The following is a 22545-nucleotide window of genomic DNA, read 5'->3' as shown; positions in this document are numbered from 1 at the left end:
GGCCAGATACACCGAGCCCATGCCGCCTCGGCCCAAAACCCCCTCGATAGCGAAGTCGGCGAAGGTCGAGCCGATATCAAGTTGAGCCAACAGCTCCCCCGCTTCCTACACCGCACCGCGTCGCGAGCATATCCGAACCCAGCCGCCACGGGTGGGGTGAATTGTCGGGGGCCGAGGCGACTAATGCTGCGTTCCTCAAAGGGTGAAAATAAAACGGCGGCGTAGGTCCTGCGTTTCGGGGCGGGTCGGCCCCAGACCCATGGTCGTGCTCGTTCATTGAGGGCGGCAGCGGCCCGGCGGGTGGCCTGGTCAATTTCTCGGCTGTCGGCGAAGGTCTGTCCGGCGAGGGCCACCTGCGGCAACCGGACCAGAACCGTCACGCCACCGCTATTGGCCGATGACCAGCAGTTTTCGGTGTTGCAGCAGGTTGGCGTACTGGTCGATACCCCCTCCGGACACAGACAGTACACCAACTCGTGGCCGTGGGTTCGTCTCGGCCGTAACCGCGTGGTCGTCGTGGTTGTAGGTGAGTTTCAGCCCTAGTTCGCGGTATACCTCCAGCTTGTCGCCGAGGTCGGCAGCCCGCAGGATCGCCTGGATTCCACCGAGTGCCTCCACCAGTTGACGGATTTCGTCGTGGCTCATTCGTTGAGCGAGTCCGGCGTGATTCGTCGCGGCTGTGAGTTGAGCGGCCAGGACTGTCCGTTCGCGGTGTATGTCGCTGCTCCACGCGGCGACCATCGCGGCCTCTAGAGCGGCGCGATGTCTGGCGAGTTTGCGGTCGCATTCGGCGATCGATCGGCGTAGTGGGTCCGATGTCGCCGTCGTATCGGGTTGCGCGGCCTCCATCTGAGTCAGTGTGTATTCGACTCTTTCGGGTTCGAAAACCTCTGCGAGCCAGTTGTCGATGGGGTCGATGAGCATGTCTTCTTTCAAGAAGACGTTGGTGGGGTGTTCGAGGCTGCCGGCGATGGCGTATTCCTGTGGATAGCGGCGCCGGTAGAAGGCCGCGCCGTGGAACCAGTTGCCCTGCATCTTGCGTCCGCAGGTGTGGTGGGTCATGAGGCCCTTGAACGCATAGTCGCGGCGTTGGACACGATCGCGCGGCCCAGCTCGGTGGAGAGCACGTCGGCGCAGTCCTGGGTGGCGACGGTGAGTCCGGCCCAGTGTTTGCGGAAACTCTTCGCGGCCCGGAACAGGAATTGCACTCCGGCGGGTTGGCGCATGAGTAGCCAGGCTTCGTCCACCGTGATCATCCGGGGCCGCCGCTCGGCCGGGCTCGACACCCGCCGCCACGTCGCGTCCAACACCAGCAGGGTCCCGATCGTCTTCAACTCCTCGGGCAACTCCCGCAGCGAGAACACCACCAACCCGCCTCGGGGTCGGTGGTGGTAGGCCCGTCCACCAGCCCGGCATACGCCCCGCCGCCGACGAAGGGATGCAATCCGGCTGCCACCTCTCCAGCGGCGGGGGTGGCGAGCCGGGTCAGTTGGTCACGTAATCCGCTCAGTGTCGGTGCGGGCCGGGCCCAGGTGACGGGTTCGTCGGTGATCCCGGCGGCGGTGTAGGTGGCTGATAACGCGGTATCGAGAGCCGCCCGTTGTGCGGACGTCTGCTCGCCGAGTAGGACCTGGATGATGGTGTGCAGGAACAGTTTCCGCCGGATCAGGGCATCGGAGGGGGCACTGCGGCGGCCGTCGAGGCGGGTGTGGATTTCCAGATCGAACGGGTTGAGCCGCTGCTGGGGTGCGCCGAGGCGGATGTGGCTGCCGCCGACCGCCTCGGCCAGGCGGCGGTCTTCGTCTTCGGGATCGATCACCCTCGACCAACATTCGATCGGCCTCGCCCAGTTTGCGCACAACTTGTTCGGGGTGTGCCTCTTGCGTGTCGCCATGATCTTCGAGCCTTCCCGCCCACTACGTGGGCCGCAAGGCTCTCACACTCCCCGGACCGAAATCATGGGGTCAGGTCACCGGCTCAATCGCGCCGATCACATCTGGGGCTTGTCGCCGCCGGCGGCTTGACCTGCTGGCGACGGACACCTCCCGATCGCCGACGCCAACGGCGACATGGGCGAGAACGACACCGCCGTTTTCGACCCCATCTTCTGCTTTCACTACTGCGTCATCGATTACGTGTTCTGGGTGTCGCACAAGCGGCGCGGCTTTACTGATCGTCTCTCACTTCGAAACACTGCCTATTCGGGTCGAGCGCGGCACGGTTCGGGCCAACAACGCAGGACTGAGTGCGTGGACCTCAGGCAGCGTTCGGCACGCGGGTTTGCACGGTCTGGATCACATGAACGCACAGCTGGTCGGACTCGTCGACGATCTTGACCTCGACTACGACGGCAGTTCGGCTTGTCCGCATCGGTTCGGCAACCGCGTGGGCCGAGCGTCGGATCGGGCGCAGGAAATGAGTCGTGGAATCTGTCGTTGCGGGCAGTGCTCCGGGGGTGGCGTTGAGCGTTGCGCAGACCGCCGCGACGGCATCGGCGAGCCCCATTAGGGCCCCGCCGTGCAGGCCGCCTCCGGTAGTGGACAGCTCCGCGCTGTGGTCCAGGCGCGCGGTCACCCGGGCTGGCGCTAGGTCGGCGAACTTCACGCCGAGCGTCCGCACATACGGAGCGAGACGGTAGACGTCCTCGGAAGTGATGGTCATTGTCGGCACCTCTCTGATCATTGTAGAGACCTCACTCTACATTTCTGGAGAGTAGCCTCTAGGAGGTGGCGAGGTTTGTGCACGACACTTCGGCGATCCTGGATGCGGCGGCCCGATTGCTGGCAGGCGGCGGCACCGCCGCTGTCACGATGGCCGCAGTCATCCGAGAGTCCGGCGCTCCGAGCGGGTCGGTCTACCATCGGTTCGCCGACCGCCCGTCGTTGATGGCAGCCCTGTGGAACAGGGCGGTCGAGAATCTCCACTGCGGGGCCTACGCATTGTTCGACAATGACGATCTTCTCGCCGCGGCCGCGGACGTCGCGCGTCACACCGTGGTGTGGTGCCGCGGCAACCCCCTCGATGCGCAGATCCTGCTAGCCGGGGCTCGCAGCTTCGCCCCACAGGATTGGCCCGAAGTCGCCCGCGCACATCGCGCCACCGAAGCCGATCGCTGGGATGCCGCCGTGCGGGGGCTCGTACGCGGCCTGCGCACGGCGACCGGGCTGTCCGCTACGGCGGTCGTCCTGGCTGTCATCGACCTGCCCTATGCCGCGGTACGCAGGTACCTCTCCAGCGGCCAACCGATCCCCGCCGAGCTCGACGAGCAGGTTCCGGCCATGGTGCGCACTCTTCTGGCGTGTCTGCCATCCGTCGAGGCCCCGGCAGCGGACCGGCGGTGACCGCCCGGACGGACCCCGGCGGAAACAGGACCATCGGGTAACCGGAAGTCCGGCCACGATGGCGAACCCGGTGGATCCGTCCAACGCCGGCAGGCTCTGCAATAGCTGAAGCCGGGCATCCGCACCCGGGCCGACATCGACTCCGGGATGTGTCCATGCGGCGGCCGGATTCGTCGCGCACCAGCAGTCCGATGCGTTCGGCCGGCGGCCAATCCTTGGCGGGCGCGGCCGCGTCTTGTTCGGCGGCAATTCGCCCCTGTCGACCGGGTAGACGCCCTGCAGCCGGGTGGTGAGCGGGATGTCAGGGCTCAGTCCGTTCGGGCAGCGGCGCACCGCCTTCGAGAGTTGCCGGAACCGGCGCACAGGCTGCCGACACCGCTGGAAACGTTGCCGGGCACCGACACTCATTGGTCGCGGGCTTCGATGGCCGCGCGTACCGGGCTGTCGAAGTCGACCATCGGGCGGATCTGGCGCCGCTTCGATCACCGGGCGCAGCAGCGAGTCGATGTCAACGAACACCCGCTCATCGGCGCCGGGCAGCAGATCGACCCGCTCACACAACTGCGCGAGGTGACCGCGCAGCACCGACTCCAACTGCCGGGCGTGCCCGAAAGTGAACTCCCGCAATAACGTTCCCACCGTCGACGGCGCATACACGCCGTCGAACAACATCTTCATCCCGCCCGAACGCAACACGTCGACATCGTCTATACAGTCCGCGCCCGCACACATCCCCGCGATCAGTGTGGCCAGCTTCGGGCACGGATTCGCCGCCCCCGACGCGATCCGCGGCTCAGTGATCGACACTTCTTCTCCCGTTCGACTGCCTCGACGTCGTCACCCTCGACGTGGACGGGCTGGTCGCCCGCAAGGACACCTTTGTCGACCACGGACAAGTCCAAGCCGCGCTGACCGCCGAACCGACCCAACCTGGCAGCAACGGCTCATGACTACGAAAGTCGGGCTGTTCCTCCCCGCCCGCGAGTCACTTCTCGCCGGCGCATCGACCGCCGACGTGCTGGACTTCGCCGAACGAGCCGAGGATGCGGGATTCGACTCGATCTGGACCGGCGACTCACTTCTTGCCTCGCCCATCCTCGAACCGCTTACCCTCCTCGCCGCGGTCGCCGCGCGGTTCTCCTCATCGAGATCAGCGGTCAATACCTTGACCGCCACCACCCGATCCAGCGAACCCTGCACACAGCGATAAACAGCCCCGAAACCACCACGACCGATCTCCTCGGCATCCGATAATCCGGCCGCCGACAACTCCGCCACGACCGAACCGGACACGTCACGCTGCGTCGGGAAAGGATCAGAGCCTGAAAGCGCTGCTCACCCCTCCATCATGTACCCCGGCTATATCGCCAGTCGACACAGCCGGTCTCGGCGATCAACCCTGGGCGGTGCCGACGAGGACGGGACGCGATCCGGACTCAGGCGGTGTGAAGCAGGCAGTCTCGATCCAATCGACCTACATGGATGCCGACGGCGTAGAGGCGAGCGATATCCGAGCCGACCGCGGGGCTGGTCGTCCAACCGCGCGCCATCGCCTGTCCCGCACCGGGAACCAGCAGCTCAACGCCGCTCGCTACCGCATCGCCCGCACACAGGCACGCTGCTACCCGGACACGAGCACCGCTAGCCAGACGCAAAGCCAAAGGCGAAGGCGGTATGGAGGCACTACGGATCCTCAAACGCAGACTATGCGAAGTCGTCTACCGCACCATGATCACCGACCTGCACCACCAACCAGCCGGAATCCCAGCTACTTGCTTGACATCCCAGGCGCTGGGATGTCAAGCAGCGGCTGGGATCTCGCGGTGAGACCAGGCCTTGGCTTCGTCGTAGCGCTCGATAGATATACGGCACCCACGACGGCCGCCACGTCCTCGTCGCCAATGTCAACGCCGAGTGGGCACACGGCGACTGGCACGATCCGATCGGGGTGTTCACCGATCTGCTCCGGGCCGAATTCGATTGACCCATGGACGCGGGCCTCGCTCAGGTTCGATCGCGACGGTCGGGTATTGGTGCGGCCCGCTCGGCGCGCTGGCCATGGATCACCGCGAGGGCGTGTTTGTCGGCCAGCGGGCGCAGCACGTCGTTCAACTCGTCGAACAGCGTGCCCGCCGCTTCTCCGTTCCAAGCCGGTGGCAGCAGCGAGAGCGGGAGGCCCGGATCGCGATAGGGCAACCGGCGCCACTCGGTGAGCATCGGTATATAAAGCTGAAACGCTTCTTGCGGGGTCGGCCGCCCGGCTGCCGTCCGATAGAGGACGGGCCGGTAGCGCTGTAGGAAGTCCGCGTACAACTGGGTGAGTTCGTCCAGATCCCACCACCGGGGGATCTTCGAGCGCAGATCCCCGAAAGCGAAGTGGTGTCCGGTGAACATGTCCAGGTATGCCGACAATCCACGGCGTTCCAGGGCCTGCCGAGTCTCTCGGGCCAGGTTCCCCGGTGCGACCCAAACCCCTGGTGCGGCGGTGCCGAAGCCCAGACGGGTGAGGCTCGACCGCAGCGCGTGCCGCTTGTCGCGCTCGGATTCGGGCACGGAAAACACCACCACAACCCAGCCGTCGTCCTCCGATGCACGGCTGCGCTCGAAAATCCGCACGTCACCCTCGGCGAGCGCCTCCAACGTCGGCGTGGCGAGGGAGTACCCGGCAGTGCTGCCGCTACGTTCGCTGATTAGTACGCCACGGCGTTTCAGACGAGAGATCGATGAGCGAACCGCTTGGGGTTCCGCGCCGACATCGGACATCAGCGCCACGACCGACGCGGTCGACAGCCAATTGCCTTCCGCCCGCGCGCACAGGCCGAAGATCGTGATGATCAGCTGAGCGAGTCGGGAGTCTCGGCCGCCGCCGGAACCAGGGGTCGATTGCGGCTCTGCCGTCATATGTGCACCATACGTGACTCCACGCCGACTACGGTAAGCCGAACGCTGCGAGCTACGCGGCGCGAATCATTCCCTCCTGCACCACGGTTGCCACGTGACGGTGGTCGCGGGTGAAGAAGCGACCCGAGCCCAGACCCCGACCCGCATCGGCGGCTACCGCGTTCTGGAGATAGAGCAGCCAGCCGTCGACCGATGCCGGGCGGTGAAACCACATCGCATGATCGAGACTTGCGGTGACCAGACCAGGCGTGGCCCACGGCAGGTCGAGCACCCGCAGGACCGGCTCGAGGATGGTGTAGTCGCAGACGTACGCGAGCGCGGCCAGATCCCGCTGGTCGTCGGTCAGCCCTGCGACGGTCCGGAGTGGGTCGAACGGCTTCACCCATACCGCCTGGTGCGGCAGCCGTTCTCCTTCGATCGAGAGGTAAACCGGACCGGGCACGTGCCGGGTGTCGAAGCTGCGGCCGGCTGACCAGTAGATCCTCGATTCCTCGGTCATCGTCCCGCCACTGCGTTCTGCAAGGTATTCCGCTGAACTCGGTAGGTCTTCCGGATCGGGCACGGCTTCGGTGAGCTCGGCGGAGAACGTGCCGCCGCGCTCACCTATGGCGAAGTTCGCCAGACACACGTACACCGGCTTGCCGTTCTGGTAGCCACGCACTTGACGCGTGCTGTAACCACGTCCGTCGCGCAGTACTTCCACCTCGTACCGCACCTTCGCCCCGATGTCGGCCGGTCGCAGAAAGTAGCTGTGCATCGAATGCAATGTCTTGCCGTCGTTCACCGACCGCATCGCCGCCACCGCAGCCTGAGCGACGAGATCACCGCCATACGCCTTGGGCCACGGGCACGGCTGGGTGGTGGCCTCGAAGGCGAGGTCGAAATGCTGGGGCTCGACGGGTGCGAGAGCGACAGCCGCGGTAAAGATCGCGGAGGTTGCCAGGGTGTCGGTCGTCATCGGTTCATCCCTTCGCACAGGACGTGTCCGCCAGATCAGCGGGACCACAAATCATCGAAGTGTTCGCTGTCCGACCCGACGGGACGCGAGTCGGCTGCCAACGCCGGCTCCCCACTGCTGGGCGCGCACGCACCAGTTCCAGGCGCGGCGGCGGACCGTCGGTACGACCACTCGGCGGCCTCCGATTACCGGCTTGGAAGGGAGCCGGCCATTCTGCGGCCTCGCCGCGATAGCCCTGTTCCACCGCCGCATGCAGCGTCCAGTGCGGATCCCACAGATGCGCGCGGCCGATGGCGACCAGGTCGGCGCGTCCTGCGAGCAGTAGGGAATTGACGTCGTCATAGGTGGAGATCGCGCCTACGGCCACCACCGCGACATTGTGTGGCACACCGACCTCCTGCCGGATCCGATCCGCGAACGGCGTCTGATAGCTGCGGCCGTACGCGGGCTTCTCATGGGCGACCACCTGTCCGGAGGACACGTGCAGCACGTCCACGCCGTGTTCGGCGAAGGCGCGCGCGATCTCGACGGCGTCATCGATCGCATTGCCACCGTCGACCCAATCGGTCGCCGAGATGCGCACCGACAGCGGGCGCTCCGCAGGCCAGACCTCCCGAATCGCGTCGAAGACCCGCAGTGGGAAACGCAGCCGATTCTCCAGCGACCCACCGAATTCATCGTTGCGGCGGTTCGCCAGAGGCGACAGGAACGACGAGAGTAGATAGCCGTGCGCGCAGTGCAACTCGAGCAGATCGAACCCCGCCCGTGCCGCCGCACGTGCGGCATCGACGAACTGCGCGGTGATGTCGTCCATGTCGGCGATGGTGATCTCGCGGGGTGTGTGGCTGCGCGGACCATACGGAACAGCCGACGGGCCGACGATCTCCCAGCCGCCGGTCTCCAGCGGATCGTCGATCCCTTCCCACATAACCTTGGTGGCGCCCTTGCGCCCTGAATGTCCGAGCTGCACACCGATCTTCGATCGGGTGTTGGTATGGACGAAGTCGACGATGCGCGCCCACGCCGCCTCCTGCTCGTCGGTGTAGAGACCGGCGCAGCCCGGGGTGATCCGGCCTTCGGGTGATACGCAGACCATCTCGGTCATCACCAGGCCCGCGCCACCGAGCGCCTTGCTGCCGAGGTGAACCAGGTGGAAATCGTTCGGCACTCCGTCGACCGCGGAATACATGTCCATCGGCGAGACCAGGATGCGGTTGGCCAGCTCCATCCCCCTGATCCGCAGTGGGTAGAACATCGGTGGGCGGGCGGACTCGACACCGTGGGTCTCGGCCCGCGCCGACAGATACCAGCCGTCGATCGTGTCGACGAAGCCGTCGTCACGAAGTCGCAAGTTGTCGTAGGTGATCCGACGGCTGCGGGTGAGCAGGTTGAAGGCGAACTGGTCCGGGTCCTGGTCGGTGTACTGCGCGATCGATTCGAACCATTCGAGGCTGGCCTGGGCGGCCCGCTGAACTGATTCGACGACGGGGCGCCGCTCTGCTTCGTAGGCCGCCAGACCGCTTGCGACGGAATCATTTTCGTGCAGGCAGGCGGCCAGGGCGAGGGCGTCTTCCATGGCCAGTTTGGTGCCCGAGCCGATAGAGAAGTGCGCGGTGTGCGCGGCGTCTCCGATGAGGACGATGTTCCGGCTTCGCCACGTCCGGTTGCGGACTGTGGTGAAAGTGATCCACCGGGAATTGTTGGCCAGCAGCGTGTGCCCGTCCAATTCGTCGGCGAAGATCTCCTGCAGCACCGCGATGGACTTCTCGTCGTTCTCACCGGAGGTGAATTCCCGGTCGGCGAAAGCGGGGAAACCCGCTGCGTGCCACACCGACTCATGCATCTCGACGATGAAGGTGCTCTGGTCGGCACTGAACGGGTAGGCGTGAACCTGCATGATTCCGTACGGCGTGTGCTTAATGAAGAATTCGAATGCCTCGAAGACCCGGCCGGTACCCAGCCACATGTATTTGTTGTGCCGGCGATCGAGGCTGGGCGCGAAGACGTCACTGAATCGGGTGCGCACGGCAGAGTTGATGCCGTCCGCGGCGAGGACGAGATCGTATGTGGCGGTGAGCTCTTCGACATCCGGCGCCGACGTCTGGAAGTGGATGGTGACGCCCAGGTCGATGCACCGCTGCTGCAGGATACGCAGCAGTTCCTTGCGACTCATCGCCGCGAAACCCTGGCCGCCGGAGGTGCGAGCCTCGCCGCGGTAGTGGATGTCGATGTCACTCCAACGGGCGAACTGCTCGCTCATTGTCCGATAGACATGCTCGTCGGCGTGTTCGATGCCGCCGAGCGTCTCGTCGGAAAACACGACACCGAAGCCGAAGGTGTCGTCCCGGGCGTTGCGCTCCCAGATGGTGATCTCGTGGGTCGGATCGAGTTGCCTCATCAATGCGGAGAAATACAGGCCCGCAGGTCCTCCGCCGATCACTGCAATACGCATGAAAGCCTCACACTTCTCGGGTCGATAACGTTCGAAATTCGGGCAGGTGCTCGCCGACGTCGGTCGGCTTGGGTTGCGATGTCGATGTATCACCCAGTGCCGCAGCAACATTCGCAGGCCAGGGCTGCGCACCCGCGTCGGGCGCATGCACGGCGGTCAGTGCGCCGCGGACCGCGACGGTTGGTGAAGCCTCCGCCGCCGGCGACGCCGAGGCGGGAATCCTGGTGATGACGAAGTCGTATCGGATCGACGATGTGCCGACCTTGCCCACCGACAGTCCAATCGAAGCGGTATCACCGAACCACAGCCGGTCCGCGTAATCGACTTCGTATCGAACCCGTGGGATCCGACCGAAGAGCCATCGCAACCCCAACTGCTCGAGCAAGGCAGCCTCGGCGGCCTCCACCCAGCGGATGACCGCACTGTGGTGATAGTGCCCGGCCGCGTCGGTATCCTGCCAATCCACCGGACGCTGGATCACGATGCCGGTCATCGCGTCGCGCTCCAGCGCTCTCGGAGCTTGAAGCGCTGTAGCTTGCCGCTCGGATTGCGTGGCAGGTTGTCGACGAACTCGATGCTGCGCGGGTACTTGTAGGGTGCCGCGGTCCGCTTGACGAAATCCTGCAGCTCACGGAGCTTGTCCGCGTCGGCTGGCACACCGGGCCGCAGGACGACCACGGCGTGTACGATCATGCCGCGATCGGAGTCCGGTACGCCGATCACCGCGCTCTCGACCACATCCGGGTGCTGGTCGAGGACGGCCTCGACCTCGGGTGTCGCGATGTTGTAACCGGCGGAGACGATCATGTCGTCGTTGCGGGCCTGGTACCAGAAGTACCCGTCGGCGTCGCGGGTGTAGGTGTCCCCGGTCCTGTTCCAGCCGTTGCGGACGTAGTCGCGCTGGCGCGAATCGGCGAGATACCGGCACCCGGTCGGCCCCTTGACCGCGAGGAACCCCGGCGTGCCGTCCGGAACCGGATGCCCCTCCTCGTCCTGGATCTCCGCGCGGTAGCCGGGTACGGCAAGGCCGGTGGAGCCGGGTCGGATGTCGTCGTCGGCGGCGGAGATGAAGATGTGCAGCATTTCGGTGCCACCGATGCCGTTGATGATCTTCACCCCGGCCCGCTCGTGGAATCCGTTGAACACTTCCACCGGCAGATGCTCACCAGCAGAGACGCAGCGCCGCAGCGACTTCAGTCGACGCAGGTCGTCCCGTTTCAGCAATGCCCTGTATGCCGTCGGCGCGGTGAACAATACGGTGACCGCGAACTTCTCGATCGCTTCGACAAGGGTGGCGGGATCTGTCTTGTCGAGCAACACCACCGACGCTCCGACTCGGAACGGGAAAACCACGAGCCCGCCGAGCCCGAAGGTGAACGCCAGGGGTGGTGTACCGGTGAATATGTCGTCCGGCCGCGATGCCACTATGTGGGCCGCGAATGTGTCGGCATTGGCGAGCACGTCACGGTGGAAATGCATCGTCACCTTCGGCACGCCCGTCGTCCCGGAGGTGGGAGCCAGCAGCACGACGTCATCGGCCGCGGTCGCCACATCGTCGAATGTCGTCGGCATCGCCGCGGCACGGCGGGTGAGGTCGTCGGGGGTGGTTCCACCGACCTGGACGATCAGCACCGATGGGTCCGCGGCGGACAGCTCGTCGAGCAACCGGGCATCACACAGCGCGAGCACGGGACGGGTCAGCTCGATCAGCTTGGACAGCTCGGGCGCGCGCAGCAGCGGCATGGTCGTGACCACCACACCACCGGCTTTGACGACTCCGAACCAGCAGGCGACCAGCCAGGGGGTGTTGGGCGCGCGCAACAGCACGCGGTTACCAGGAACTAGGCCGTAGTCGTGGGTCAGGACATGTGCGATCTGGTTCGCGCGGTCGAGGAGGTCACCGTATGTCCACGACTCCACGCTGGTGAGCAGACACGGCTGGGCGCGCCCATGGCCGGCCACCGCCGCATCGAGCAGGGTGGTCGCGCAGTTCAGACGATCGGGATAGTGCAGCGCGGGCAGATCGAAGACGAATTCGGGCCACTCGGTCTCGGGTGGGAGGTGGTCCCGGCAGAAGGTGTCCGTATGGGCTGAGGGGGTGAGCATCGGGTCTCTGCCCTTTCGGTGGCGGAGTATGGGGGGCGAACTGCGGTCGATGTCGGCTCAGGCTGCGTCGGAGTCCAGCACCGCCACGGCCTGGATCTCGATCAGCGCCTCCGGCTGCCACAGCGAGGTGACGCCGATGCCCGCCATCGCCGGATACTCGGTGCCGGCCAGCTCGCGCCAGATGCGGCCGATCTCTTTGCCGTTGGCCTGATAGTCAGCGATGTCGAGCAGATAGATGGTGACACTGAGCAGGTCTCCCGGTCGCCCCCCGGCGGCATCGAGCGCGGCGAGCACATTGGACAGCGCCTGCTGGAACTGGACGACAATCCCGCCCTCGACGATTTTCCCGTCCGGTGTGAGAGCCGTCTGCCCGGCGAGGTGAACGATGTCGCCGCAGCGAGTGGCGTGCGCGAAACCGGACGGCTTCGCCAGCGTGGGTGGGTTTATACGGGTGACGGACATGACGTCCCTTTCTCGATCGCGCCGGTCCCGGGAACGGGTGGCCCACACCACACTATGGTGTTATCGTCATCATCGTCAAGAGAACGCGATATGCAGTACGGTCTCCCGGCGTTCGCCGTCCGACCGACCCGCCGAGTCCTGGAGAGCCCCAACGATGCGTCTACGCACAGTTCTGTCCGATGACGACAGCAGCCACGCCGAAGTCCACCTCGACGGGCAGTGGTATGCGAGCACCGCGCGGGACGTCGCCGCCCTGCTCGCAGACCCGAACTGGCGATCGGTACCCCTCGGCGCGGCCCCAGCACCTGCAGCCACGGCACGACCGGCGCCGGTGGTGACCACACCGGGCAAGATCGTGTGCTGCGGCCACAACTACCAGGCGCACATCGCCGAGCTGGGCCGGCCGGAACCCGAATTTCCCACGCTCTTCGCGAAATTCGCCGACACCCTCACCGCATGGAATGCCGACATCGTGCTCCCGGGTGCCGCCGAGTCCGTCGGCCTCGACTGGGAGGCCGAACTCGCGGTTGTGGTCGGCGCCGTCCTCCGACGCGCCGACCGCGACACGGCACGAGCCGGTATCGCCGGATACACCGTCGCCAACGATTTCTCCGTTCGCACCTGGCAGCACCGGACCTCACAGTGGTTGCAGGGCAAGGCCTTTGACGCGACCACCCCATTGGGACCAGAACTGATCACCCCTGACGAGCTCCCCGCCGATGGCCTGCGCATCGCCTGCCGGGTCAACGGCATCGAAGAACAGGTCGGCTCCACCGACGACCTGGTCTTCGATCCGGCAACACTGCTGTCCTACATCTCCGCATTCACCACACTTCGGCCCGGCGACGTCGTGTTGACCGGCACACCAGGCGGCGTCGGGGTCGCTGCCGACCCGCCGCGCTACCTGCACGCCGGAGACATCGTGGAGACGGAGATCGAAGGAATCGGAGTGCTACGCAACCGAATCACCCCTGCTCACCACACTGAGATCGACCCCGCACCGGGGAACAGAAAGGAAGCACGATGACCCGCGAGAGCACCAGCACTGGAATCGCACCCATTGTCACCCGAGCCGGACAGGAATACGCCGGAACCGCCCAGTCCGGCGGCGCCGTGCGCGTGTCGGGGGTCAGCCCGCAACACACGCCGGCGACCAAGATCTGGTACGGCAAGGTGAGCAACGAGCCCGGCTACCGGTCCCTGCCACACCACCATGGCGAGGCGGAAACCGGCGGCTACGTACTTACCGGTGTCGCGCGGATCTACTACGGCGACAACTACCAGGAATATGTCGATATGAGTGAAGGCGACTTCGTATTCGTGCCACCGTTCATGCCGCATGTCGAGGTGAACATGAGCACCACCGAGGAGTTGGTGTGGCTGACCTGCCGCACCCCCGACAACATTGTCGTCAACCTCCCGGACGTGGACGACTCGATCCTCGAGGGCTACCGGCGGAAATGACGGTGTGTCCCGGAGACTGAACAGCAGCTCCGAATCCGGTTGGTCCCGGTCCGGCCGCGACGTTGCCCGGGACCAACCGCCGCACCGAGCTCCAGCGGTCGCGGTGGACGCTGGAGGACGTATCCATCGTAGTCGGGCGACCTGGGCGTTGGTCGAATCGGAGTTGCAGCAGTCCAATTCGTTACACCATTCGGTCTTTAACCGAGAGTTGTTGCTATTTGACGGTTTTCGCCGGTGAGAGCCTCTGCCTGCTTGGTGTCGACTGCTGACTCGATATGCCTGTCGGCACGGGGCGACGGGTGGCTGGCGCCGCCAAACTACCGATCCGTGGTGCCGGTCTCCGATGTCGTCGTCGGGAACGGGAGTGTACCTGCCATGTGCCACAGAATGTTTCGGCTGCTCGTTCGGCGGCGTAGCCGGAGCTCCGCATGCTCGACGATCCCACGGTCGGCCAGCTCATGATGAGCGCGCGAAGAGCGTCACACTATTTGAGCGGCGCGAATCCGCCATGCCGCGGCCGGTTCGGTTCGCGGTCGCTCAGCGCTCGTAGACTGTCCTGCCGTCGACCATGGTGAGCATGACCTGGATGTCGCGGATCTCGTCGGCCGGTACGGTCAGCGGATTCCCGTCCAGCACGACGAGGTCGGCCAGTTTTCCGGGCACCAGGCTGCCGATGCAGTCCTCGGCGAACTGTGTGTAGGCGCTACCGATGGTGTACAGATGCAGTGCCTCGGCGGGTGTGATGGCTTGTTCGGCTCCGAGTACATTGCCGCGCAATGTCTTTCGGGTGGTCATCCACCCCATCGACCACAGCGGGCTCGGCGGGCAGACAGGTGCGTCGGTCCCGCCGCCCGTGGTGATGCCCGCGTCCAGGATGGTCCGGATCGGAATCGCGCGAGCCGCCCGATCCGCACCCCACCAGCGCAGCTGGTTGTTCCCCAGGAGCACCGGATGGTCCTGCACGGTGGCGATGATGCCCATGCGCTTCATCGACGCCAGCCCGGCCCCGCTGGGGAGGAACAGATGCATGATCGCGAAACGATGAGGTGCCAAGGGGATTTCGCCGTCAGCGAGTTCGAGAGCGCGCACCACGTGGTCGAAGGCGGCATCGCCGACAGCGTGGGTCTGGAACTGGAAACCGTGGCGGGCGGCGGCGACGTACATGCGCGCCAGCTCCGCCGCACCGCCCGATGGCAGGTTCAGCGTGCCAACATAATCGGAGTTCGGCTGTTCGCCGGGCACGATCTGATAGGGCTGGTGCAGATAGGCGCCCTCCACGCCACCGTCAGCGGCGATCTTGAAGCCGTCGAGGCGCAGCATGTCGTCGCCTGAGCGAGGCAGCATCGAGGCGGTGACGGTTTCGACGTCGGTCAGCGAACGAGCCCACAGCAGGATGTGGGCGCGCACGTCGAGCCGCCCGGCTTGCCGCAGTGCCACGTACTGCTCGTATTGCGCCGTAGTCAGGCCCGGTTCGGTGACCGAGGTGATGCCGAGGGCGGCATGCTCGGCGATCTTCTGGCGCAGTAATCGCTGCTGCTCGGCGGTGTCCGGCGGCGCGGGCAGCCGCCCGCGGACCAGCTGCGCCGCGCTCTCCAGCAGCACGCCCGTGGGTTCGCCGTTCGCATCGCGGACGATCACGCCGCCGTCCGGGTCGGGCGTGTCGCGGGTGATGCCCGCGATCCGTAGCGCCTCGCTGTTGACCGTTACCACGTGTCCGCCGCGGGGAATAAACACCGGATTGTTCGGTGACACCGGGTCGAGTTCGGCGCGGGTTGGCAGTCTGGCCTCGGCGAGCAGACTCTCGTGCCAGCCGCCGCGTGCGCAAACCCATTGCCCCGCTGGGGTTCGCGTGACGCGAGCGTCGATGGCGGCCACCACGTCGGCCAAGTCGCGTGCCTCGAGCAGCGAGATGTTCGCCTGCTCCATGGCACCCATGTACTGGTGCAGATGGGAGTCGATGAGGCCCGCGGTGACGGTGCGGCCCTGCAGATCTCGCTGCTCGGTGTCTCGACCGGCTTGGCGGACGACCTCGGCCCGGTCGCCGACGGCAACGATGCGGTTACCGCGAATCGCGATGGCCTCGGCTGTCTTTCCGCTCAGCGGGTCCTGGATGATCGTGCCGTTGTACAGGACGAGATCGGCGTCCGGTGACGGGGCCGACGCCGGTCCGGCGCAGGCGGCTACCTGCAGTTTCGCCGTAGCCGCTGCCGCAATGCGAGCGGCGTGGCGGGTGACGCCTGCGCGTTCGCCCACGGACCCGAGATTCGGGACGCCACATGATTCACACATTTCACAGACCCTTTCTGGTTTTCGGTTTTCGGTATCGGCTTTGCGGCGGCCGCGAGCGGCGCGGTTGTCGTGCACGCACGAGTCGAACAATGTCCGACCCCACCGATCTGCACGCGGCGAGCCCGCAGCCGCGCCAGCTCATCGTCATGCTGTGCGGTCTGCACGTGCGAGACGGACAACTGGCTTTCGGCGTAGAGACCTTTCGGCGGCGTGGACATCGGTCAGGCTGACGGCGTATCTGGACGCGGTGAAGTCAGCCGTACGCGCGCGGCGATCAGCAGGATCAGGCGCAGGGGAATCCTGTTGAGCAAGAAGACGACCGACGGTGTCGGCTACGAACTGTCGCCCAAAGCTTTCGAGAGGCGCGCGCCGCGTTCGTCACCTGCGTGCGAGCGCTCACGGTGTGGCGCACGCTGCCCTACCTGGACCCCGGTCTGCCGATCGAGTTGTTGCCCGATGACTGCAGCGGGGTGCGCGCCGCCGACCTTTTCCGCGAACTGCGACATGATCTCGCCGGTCCCACACATGATTTCACCGCCTCGGTGATCGCGGGTAAGAACTGATCGCCGCGCGCTAGTCGACTACGCGCGGGACCGCGAACGCCATCAGCGCGCCGACGATCGCGAAGGCGCTGAACGCGTAGAAGTTGATCTGCCAGCCCAAGGCCAGGTTCGCTAGGAAGCCACCGATGAGCGGGCCCGTGATGGCGCCGAGCCTGCCGAAGCCGAGTGAGCAGCTCAGTGCCGCCGCGGTGAGGGACTGCGGATAGTGCGTCGAGCAGTAGCCGCTGACCAGGATCTGGGTTCCGATGGACCCGAGGCCCGCGACGGCAACCATGCCGAGCATCACGCCGTACGGCAGCCGCACACTCAGCAACAGCACGCTCAGACACGCGAGCAGGAAACAGGCGACGACGACCTTCTTCGCGCCGACCCGGTCCGCGATCCACGACGCGCCGAGCGCGCCGACGATGGCACCGACATTGAGCACGAGCAGGAAGGTCAGCGCGGCGCCGAGCGCGAAGCCCGCCTCGCGCATGATCTGCGGCAGCCAGGTGTTGAGGCCGTACACCAGCAGCAGACCGCAGAAACTCATCAGGGCGAACAGGATCGTCGACAGGATCCATTTGCGGCTCAGCAGGGTGGACAGGCTCGACTGCGATCGTTCGCGGGCCTCGTCCTCCTCGGTGACGATATCCGCATAGACCAGGCCATATTTCGCGGCCGTCAGGCGAGCCTCATCGACGCGCCCGACGCGGGCGAGGTAGGACACCGACTCCGGCATGAACTTCCACACGACCGGCAGCAGCGTCACCAGGGATACCGCGGCGATGGCATACATCAACCGGAAGTCGAAGTGCCGCAGGACAACTATGGCCAGGGCCGCCGCGCCGACGCCGCCGATGGAATAGCCGCTGAACATGATGGCGTTCGACATCTGCCGATGCCGCTTCGGCGCGAACTCGACCGTCAGGGCGACGCACGTCGGAACGACGCCGCCCAGGCCGATTCCGGTCAGGAACCGCAGCAGGGCGAAGACCTCCAACGAGGGGGCCGCGGCCGTCAGCAACATGAAGGTGGAGAACCAGGCGATGCTCACCAGCATGATGCGGCGGCGGCCGAGCCGATCGGTGAGCAGGCTTACGGCCAGGGTGCCGATCAGCATGCCCGCCAACGCGAGCGACCCGATCATGCCGCCGGTGGATTTGGTCATTCCCCACGGCTCGTACTTGAGCAGCGACGGCATGGTCGCCCCGAAGACCACCAGGTCGTAGCCATCGAAAACGATTGAGATGAAACAGATTAGGAGGACCGTGCGGCCTTTCCAGGTCGCTGGTGCGGTGGTCGCGTCGATGGAACTGAGCGAGGCCATGACATATCCCCTAACGGAGCCGAGAGTGAAGCAGGCCACAGTATTGCATTGCCATTACTGTCGTCACAAGAGCAACATATATCGAGTTCGGTTTACTCGCCTGCGAGCAGTCCGAAGAATCCGATGATGCGGCCGATTCGACCGCCCGCGGCGAGCTCGACAAGGTCGAGGCCGTCGGGGCACCGCGCCGTCCGCCTGGACGACATGCCAGGTGAAACGGTCCGGAGCCCCAATTCCGTCTCCGCGGCCCTCATGTCCCGACTACGCCACAACACGAAACAGCAGCGTCCCCCGCCGGACATCTCGATCGCCGATGGTGCATTCGGAGTCATCGTCACTGAGGCGCCACAGTCACTCGACGGTCACGAGACAGGCGGAATCCTTCTCGGAATCGACACGACCGCCCACCTCGCTACCGACACACTTGGGCGGATGGGTGCACGGCTCCGGCAATGAGCAGCCGTCCGCTCAGGTCATTTCAGAGCCACTTGGGTCAAGCCTGGTCAGGTGCAACGTCAGTAGATTCGCAAAGGGAACTGCCCCCGATTCGGTTGACTCCTGATCTGTGAGGATTTCGTCCCGCAGTGGAAGGATCATCGAGTTCCGCTGTGATGCGGTCGCGGTCGCCCGCAAGGCGCTCAGCTTCTCCTATCTGTGCAAGTCTCATTTACCCTGGAATGGGGAATTAACCGTGGCGAAGTATTGGATGGCCGCACCGACTGCGACTGGAGCTGTGACCAAGATTTGGCCGGCCACGGTTCCCAGGGCGCCGACGGCAATGATGCCGCCGAGGCCGCCGATCGCCGCGGCCGGAATGAACGGGCCGAACATTCCGATGATCGTTGCGGCCGCCGCGGTGGCACCTAAAACGCCACCGAGTACACAGCCCACCGGAGCGCCGCTGAGGCCACCGACCAAAGTGCCGATCGTCGCGCCTATCGTGATGGTGGAGGTCATGCGTGTCCATGCCGCCTGCTCACGGTCGTATTCGCTCTTCCACGGCGCCTTATCCTCAAAGGGCAGTGCAACAGGCTTGTAGGACGCGTGCGTCATGTCGAACTGAGGGGTCAGCGTCGCCGTGCGCTATGGCGAGTGACTTTTTTTGAGCCTACTCAACAGAACCTCAGGTAGTGGCCTGTAGGGGTTCAATACGGGTTCAGCTGAGAGAATCCTGAGAAGCCGACAGGTCGGCCCGATGGATCATAGACCGTCAGATCACGAATGTCGTGCGAGCCTACCGATATCGTCAAGGCCCTTCCTTGGATGCTGCAGCACACCGCATCCGGATTCGGGGTCCAGATCAGAGCAGCGTATGTGGAACTTTTTGCCACTGGGCGCCTTTCGCGTTCAGATCCAGCTGGGCGCGGCAACCGCCGGCCCTGTCGTGGCGATGCCGATCGCTCCGCGGCCGGTTACCCAGCGGGTGACCGCGGCAAGCGATCCCGTGATCGTGGTGCTAGTCGAGACCTCGGGTAGAACAGTGACCGGTGCCCGATCATCGACCCGAAAGACCAGACCCGCGCCGACATCACGTTTGCGCCAGACACTGAATACATCGTCGAGCAGGCTGCTCGAGATCACGTCGGGAAACACGTCGAAACGACCACCGTTGGCGAGGTCCACCGCGTGAATCCACACCTCGCGGCTGCGCATCCACAGTGTCTCCACGACCGGAACCGAACGCCCCTGCACAGTACGGACGTTGGTGTCCCAAGCCGCGTCCGGGAGGTTTCGCCATTTCTCGTCGAGCCGCGCGACTGTATGGTCGAACAAGTTCCGCAGGGCCGCGGGCGACATGGTGGCGCCCTCCTCGATGTCCCGCCCACGTCGCTCCGGTGAGGTATACATGGGTGTTTCGATACCCGTTGCCGCCCAGTCGAGCAGATTACCGAGGGCGACCGCGTTGTAGCTGACATGCGCGATGAGGTGGCGGCGGGTCCAGCCTTTGAGCAGGGTCGGTTCCCCGAGTTCGTCATCGGTGAGCGCGGCGAGCCGCTCCGCGAAATAGGCGGTGCCGCGGCGGGCGAGAAGCGACTGTTCGCTGCGAGCGAGATCGTGGAATCCCATCAGCGCGAGACTCCTATTTGACGATCGTCTTGTTACGGACCGTCCCCAGGCCTTCGATAGTGACCTCGACGGTCTCCCCGTGCTGGATATAGACCTCGGGCTTGCGTGCGTGGCCGACGCCGCCGGGAGTTCCGGTGCAGATGACGTCACCCGGTTGCAGGGTGAGGATGTGGGAAATGTACTCGATCAACGTGGCCGGCTTGAATACCAGGTCGTCGGTGGTGGCGGTCTGCACCGTGCGGCCTTCGAGTTTGGTCTCGAGCGTACTTCCGAAGGTATACGAGTCCGTGGTGGTGAGGAAAGGACCGAAACCGGCGGTCTTCTCGAATGACTTGCCCTGGTCCCATTGCAGGGTGCGGGTTTGGTAGTCGCGCATCGTGTAGTCGTTGATGACCGAGTAGCCGGCGATGTATACCTCGGCGTCGGCTTCGTCCACCTGGTAGGCGGTCTTACCGACGACGACGGCGAGTTCGCCCTCCCAATCACATTGCGCCGCGGCGTAGGTCGGGACGATGACATCGTCGTACGGCCCGGTCAGCGCTTCCCGGAACTTGGCGAACAAGGTCGGGTAGGCGGGCAGTTCCCGCCTCATTTCCTTGATGTGGGTCGCGTAGTTGAGGCCGACGCAGATGACTTTGCTGGGTTTGGGAACCACGGGAGCGTATTCGACACCCCCGAGCACAACCGCGACGCCGTCGGCCGCTTCGGCGATAGCCCGCCAATCGGGATCTGCGAGAAGCTCGGATAGATCAGCGAAACCTTCGATGACAGTGGCGGATTCGTCGCTGTCCACGCGGACGGCCACGGTGGCGCTGGCGTTCGAATCGAGGCGTAAGGTGGCGAGTCGCATCGGATCAGGCTCCTTCGGAAATCTGGGTGCGGTCGAAATGCAGGCATTCGACGATCGGGGCGTCGGAGAACATGAACAGGTCCAGGCCGTGGTCGGTATCGATCGACCATTCGGTCCAAGATGGGATGGCGATCATGTCGCCTTTCCCGATCTCGGAAACCTTGTCCCCCAGGTGGAATCGTCCGATGCCATCGAATACCTGGTAGACCGACGAGCCGACGTCACGGCGCGGTCGGGTGTGCGCGCCGGCGCGCAGGCGGTGAAATTCGGCGCGAATGGTCGGCATGACATCGCCGCCGGTGGTGGGGTTCGTGTAGCGCACCGCGGCATGCCCTGGTTCGGTGGTGGCCGCGTGGCCTTCGTCCTCGAGGGCGAGCTGTTCGCGCAGGGCCGCGTCGGTGTGCTCCCACCGGTAGGCGGCGATCGGTGAGCTGGTCTTGTTTCCCAATCCGACCAGTGGGCGCAGCCCGGGGTGCGCCCAGAGTCGTTCGGCGCGTGAGATATCCGGTGTGTCCTCGTCTGTGACTCCATCGGAACCGAATTCGAAGAACCCGGTGTCGGTGTAGTTGACGAACGGAATGTCGAGGCCATCGATCCATGCCATCGGCTGATCGGTCTCATTGTGGTGGCCGTGGAATGCCCAGCCCGGGGTCAGTAGGAAGTCGCCGCGGCGCATCGCGACCGGATCGCCATTGACGACCGTCCAGACGCCTTCGCCCTCCACGACGAATCGGAAGGCGTTCTGCGCGTGGCGATGCTCGGGTGCGGTTTCCTTCGGGCCCAGGTACTGAATAGCGGCCCACAGCGTCGGAGTGACGTACGGTGCGCCGCCCAAACCTGGGTTGGCGAGAGCGATGGCTCGCCGTTCCCCGCCGCGTCCCACCGGGACGAGGTCGCCGGCGCGCTGCGCGATCGGATAGAGCGTGGACCACTTCCAGACGAAGGGAATCGCCTTGGACGCCGGCGCCATCGGCATGAGGTCGTTGGTCTGCGTCCAGAGCGGGTTCAGGTGCTCGGCGGTGAAGTCCCGGTAAAGCTGCTCCAGGGCCGGGTCGGGTGCGGTCGCCGTGTCGACGTTTTCGATGGTGCTCATTTCTATCCGCCTTGTTCAGACCGCGAGCGCGGTGCCTGGTTCCAGAACGACGAGCTCGCAACCGTCGGGACCGAGATTCCTCAACAGCTGGTAGTGCAGCTGCTGATGAATCTCAGCGAGTCCGGCTTGGTGGATGGGGATCGCGACGCGGGGTGCGACGCGGCGCAGGAAATCGACGGCTTCGCCGATCTTCATCCACGGTCCGCCGACCGGGATGAGCAATACCTCGATCGCATGCCCTTCGAGGAAGGTCTCGAGGTCGTCGCCGGGATGCAGAATCGATCCGTCGATGACGTAGCCGTTGTTGAGGACATTCGGCAGCGCGGCGTGAATGCACGCGTGCGCGCCGCCGATTACATCCACCCGCACCTCGGCGACCCCCAGTTTGTCACCCGGTTTCACCGTGGTGACGGTCCGGTCGAGGCCCGAAAGCAGGGCGGCGCTGGCGGAATCGGCCACGACGTCGGCGGTCGGATTGGCCGCGAGCAGAGCCGTCAATCGGTCGATGTCGATGTGGTCGGGATGGGAGTGGGTGATCAGCACCGCCGTCAGGCCACGGAGTTCTTCGAATCCGGTGGAGTAGGTGCCGGGGTCGATGAGGAGGCGGATCTCGGTGCCGGGCGTAGGGATCTCGAGGAGCACGCAGGCGTGCCCGAAGTGGGTGATCTTCATTGTTCTCGTTTCCATGAG

The 22545-nt window shown here is 65.2% G+C and carries 21 protein-coding genes and 5 pseudogenes; 7 read left to right on the top strand and 19 right to left on the bottom strand.

What is annotated here, in order from left to right; translation table 11 throughout:
- Positions 1-387 precede the first annotated feature (387 nt).
- From ACWEO2_RS40870 to ACWEO2_RS40860, 3 genes are read right to left on the bottom strand one after another with little or no spacing between them, the layout of a single operon-like run.
- On the bottom strand, positions 388-1062 hold the full coding sequence (locus ACWEO2_RS40870) for a hypothetical protein (protein ID WP_452410288.1): 675 nt from the start codon (positions 1060-1062) through the stop codon (positions 388-390).
- Positions 1059-1367: a TraG/VirB4 family ATPase gene (locus tag ACWEO2_RS40865; protein WP_452410287.1), complete on the bottom strand. Its 309-nt coding sequence runs from the start codon at positions 1365-1367 to the stop codon at positions 1059-1061. The genes ACWEO2_RS40870 and ACWEO2_RS40865 overlap by 4 nt, the downstream gene beginning before the upstream one ends.
- Entirely contained in the window at positions 1331-1819 is a 489-nt protein-coding gene (locus ACWEO2_RS40860; protein ID WP_452410286.1) for a hypothetical protein, read from the bottom strand. Before ACWEO2_RS40860 ends, ACWEO2_RS40865 begins: the two co-directional genes overlap by 37 nt.
- Before the next feature lie 229 nt (positions 1820-2048).
- Here ACWEO2_RS40860 and ACWEO2_RS40855 point away from each other — a divergent pair, with 229 nt between their 5' ends.
- Positions 2049-2336 (top strand): tyrosinase family protein, encoded by a 288-nt coding sequence (locus tag ACWEO2_RS40855; protein WP_452410289.1) that lies wholly within the window; start codon positions 2049-2051, stop codon positions 2334-2336.
- On the opposite strand, the gene ACWEO2_RS40850 is transcribed toward ACWEO2_RS40855, so the two are convergent.
- Complete coding sequence (locus ACWEO2_RS40850) at positions 2257-2661, bottom strand: PaaI family thioesterase (protein ID WP_452410285.1); 405 nt, start codon at positions 2659-2661, stop codon at positions 2257-2259. The genes ACWEO2_RS40855 and ACWEO2_RS40850 overlap by 80 nt on opposite strands.
- 65 nt (positions 2662-2726) lie before the next feature.
- Here ACWEO2_RS40850 and ACWEO2_RS40845 point away from each other — a divergent pair, with 65 nt between their 5' ends.
- Entirely contained in the window at positions 2727-3341 is a 615-nt protein-coding gene (locus tag ACWEO2_RS40845) for a TetR/AcrR family transcriptional regulator (protein ID WP_452410284.1), read from the top strand.
- A gap of 423 nt (positions 3342-3764) precedes the next feature.
- On the opposite strand, the pseudogene ACWEO2_RS40840 reads toward ACWEO2_RS40845, so the two are convergent.
- Positions 3765-4154 (bottom strand): annotated as a pseudogene (locus tag ACWEO2_RS40840) (IS1380 family transposase); the annotation flags it as partial.
- 133 nt (positions 4155-4287) lie between these two features.
- On the opposite strand from ACWEO2_RS40840, the pseudogene ACWEO2_RS40835 reads away from it, so the two are divergent.
- Positions 4288-4416 (top strand): annotated as a pseudogene (locus ACWEO2_RS40835) (LLM class flavin-dependent oxidoreductase); the annotation flags it as partial.
- A gap of 26 nt (positions 4417-4442) precedes the next feature.
- On the opposite strand, the pseudogene ACWEO2_RS40830 reads toward ACWEO2_RS40835, so the two are convergent.
- From ACWEO2_RS40830 to ACWEO2_RS40800, 7 genes and pseudogenes are all read right to left on the bottom strand, one after another.
- Positions 4443-4634 (bottom strand): annotated as a pseudogene (locus tag ACWEO2_RS40830) (hypothetical protein); the annotation flags it as partial.
- A 711-nt stretch (positions 4635-5345) separates the two neighbouring features.
- Complete coding sequence (locus tag ACWEO2_RS40825) at positions 5346-6242, bottom strand: PaaX family transcriptional regulator (protein WP_452410283.1); 897 nt, start codon at positions 6240-6242, stop codon at positions 5346-5348.
- A gap of 52 nt (positions 6243-6294) precedes the next feature.
- Positions 6295-7200 (bottom strand): acyl-CoA thioesterase, encoded by a 906-nt coding sequence (locus tag ACWEO2_RS40820; RefSeq protein ID WP_452410282.1) that lies wholly within the window; start codon positions 7198-7200, stop codon positions 6295-6297.
- Positions 7201-7204: 4 nt separating this feature from the next.
- On the bottom strand, positions 7205-9652 hold the full coding sequence (locus ACWEO2_RS40815; RefSeq protein ID WP_452410281.1) for a bifunctional salicylyl-CoA 5-hydroxylase/oxidoreductase: 2448 nt from the start codon (positions 9650-9652) through the stop codon (positions 7205-7207).
- Positions 9653-9659: 7 nt separating this feature from the next.
- Entirely contained in the window at positions 9660-10145 is a 486-nt protein-coding gene (locus ACWEO2_RS40810; protein ID WP_452410280.1) for an acyl-CoA thioesterase, read from the bottom strand.
- Positions 10142-11758: an AMP-binding protein gene (locus tag ACWEO2_RS40805; protein WP_452410279.1), complete on the bottom strand. Its 1617-nt coding sequence runs from the start codon at positions 11756-11758 to the stop codon at positions 10142-10144. Before ACWEO2_RS40805 ends, ACWEO2_RS40810 begins: the two co-directional genes overlap by 4 nt.
- A 57-nt stretch (positions 11759-11815) precedes the next feature.
- Positions 11816-12268 (bottom strand): RidA family protein, encoded by a 453-nt coding sequence (locus ACWEO2_RS40800; RefSeq protein WP_452410278.1) that lies wholly within the window; start codon positions 12266-12268, stop codon positions 11816-11818.
- 106 nt (positions 12269-12374) lie between these two features.
- On the opposite strand from ACWEO2_RS40800, the gene ACWEO2_RS40795 reads away from it, so the two are divergent.
- Positions 12375-13247 carry a fumarylacetoacetate hydrolase family protein gene (locus ACWEO2_RS40795; protein WP_452410277.1) on the top strand — a complete coding sequence of 291 codons (873 nt, stop codon included), beginning with the start codon at positions 12375-12377 and terminating at the stop codon, positions 13245-13247.
- Complete coding sequence (locus tag ACWEO2_RS40790; RefSeq protein ID WP_452410276.1) at positions 13244-13684, top strand: cupin domain-containing protein; 441 nt, start codon at positions 13244-13246, stop codon at positions 13682-13684. The genes ACWEO2_RS40795 and ACWEO2_RS40790 overlap by 4 nt, the downstream gene beginning before the upstream one ends.
- Positions 13685-14221: 537 nt before the next feature.
- On the opposite strand, the gene ACWEO2_RS40785 is transcribed toward ACWEO2_RS40790, so the two are convergent.
- Positions 14222-15937, bottom strand: a complete 1716-nt coding sequence (locus ACWEO2_RS40785) for an amidohydrolase (RefSeq protein WP_452410275.1) — start codon at positions 15935-15937, stop codon at positions 14222-14224.
- Positions 15938-16062: 125 nt separating this feature from the next.
- Between ACWEO2_RS40785 and ACWEO2_RS40780 the strand changes: the two genes are divergently transcribed.
- Both ACWEO2_RS40780 and ACWEO2_RS40775 read left to right on the top strand, forming a co-directional pair.
- Positions 16063-16203, top strand: a complete 141-nt coding sequence (locus ACWEO2_RS40780) for a hypothetical protein (RefSeq protein WP_452410274.1) — start codon at positions 16063-16065, stop codon at positions 16201-16203.
- A gap of 126 nt (positions 16204-16329) precedes the next feature.
- A pseudogene (locus ACWEO2_RS40775) lies at positions 16330-16536 on the top strand (PaaX family transcriptional regulator C-terminal domain-containing protein); the annotation flags it as partial.
- 10 nt (positions 16537-16546) lie between these two features.
- On the opposite strand, the gene ACWEO2_RS40770 reads toward ACWEO2_RS40775, so the two are convergent.
- The 6 genes and pseudogenes from ACWEO2_RS40770 to ACWEO2_RS40745 all read right to left on the bottom strand — a co-directional run bounded on the left by ACWEO2_RS40770 (position 16547) and on the right by ACWEO2_RS40745 (position 22542).
- The gene (locus ACWEO2_RS40770) at positions 16547-17845 is read right to left on the bottom strand and encodes an MFS transporter (protein ID WP_452410273.1); all 1299 of its coding nucleotides are present in this window, start codon (positions 17843-17845) and stop codon (positions 16547-16549) included.
- A gap of 663 nt (positions 17846-18508) precedes the next feature.
- Positions 18509-18928: pseudogene (locus ACWEO2_RS40765) on the bottom strand (hypothetical protein); the annotation flags it as partial.
- A 264-nt stretch (positions 18929-19192) separates the two neighbouring features.
- On the bottom strand, positions 19193-19912 hold the full coding sequence (locus ACWEO2_RS40760; protein WP_452410272.1) for a maleylpyruvate isomerase family mycothiol-dependent enzyme: 720 nt from the start codon (positions 19910-19912) through the stop codon (positions 19193-19195).
- 13 nt (positions 19913-19925) lie between these two features.
- A complete protein-coding gene (locus ACWEO2_RS40755; RefSeq protein WP_452410271.1) occupies positions 19926-20762 on the bottom strand; it encodes a fumarylacetoacetate hydrolase family protein in 837 nt (278 codons plus the stop codon).
- A gap of 4 nt (positions 20763-20766) precedes the next feature.
- The gene (locus tag ACWEO2_RS40750; RefSeq protein WP_452410270.1) at positions 20767-21855 is read right to left on the bottom strand and encodes a cupin domain-containing protein; all 1089 of its coding nucleotides are present in this window, start codon (positions 21853-21855) and stop codon (positions 20767-20769) included.
- Between the two features lie 15 nt (positions 21856-21870).
- Positions 21871-22542, bottom strand: coding sequence for an MBL fold metallo-hydrolase (locus tag ACWEO2_RS40745; RefSeq protein WP_452410269.1), 672 nt, complete (start codon positions 22540-22542; stop codon positions 21871-21873).
- Between the last annotated feature and the right edge of the window lie 3 nt (positions 22543-22545).

This window comes from Nocardia sp. NPDC004278 (genome assembly GCF_053602975.1).
The sequence above is the reverse complement of the archived record's forward strand: the minus strand, read 5'-3'. Positions and strand labels throughout refer to the sequence as shown.